Source organism: Bartonella sp. AA81SXKL (assembly GCF_042196945.1).
Lineage (GTDB): Bacteria > Pseudomonadota > Alphaproteobacteria > Rhizobiales > Rhizobiaceae > Bartonella.
The window spans coordinates 331-631 of record NZ_JBHIRH010000318.1; positions in this window are offsets into that span (position 1 = coordinate 331).

Genomic DNA, 301 nt, shown 5'->3' on the forward strand with positions numbered 1-301 from the left:
ATCGTAAGATTCTCTCATATTAAATCAGTTAAAATTACTTGCTTACCCATCATAAGCGGGGCTGTCGTGTGAATAAAAACACTTAAAAAAAGGAGTAAAAATACCTCTCATGAACCGTCTATAAGAGCTGTCGCAACGCAACATTTTGAGCTGACAAATAGAATGATGATGCCAACTTGCACCAAGAATAAAGATGATAACTACACACTCTCTTTAAAGATTAAATCCACTTGCGCTTATTTTAAAAATATGCAAGGGAGATTTTTCATTATGTTAGTATTGAATGATATTACAATACGGA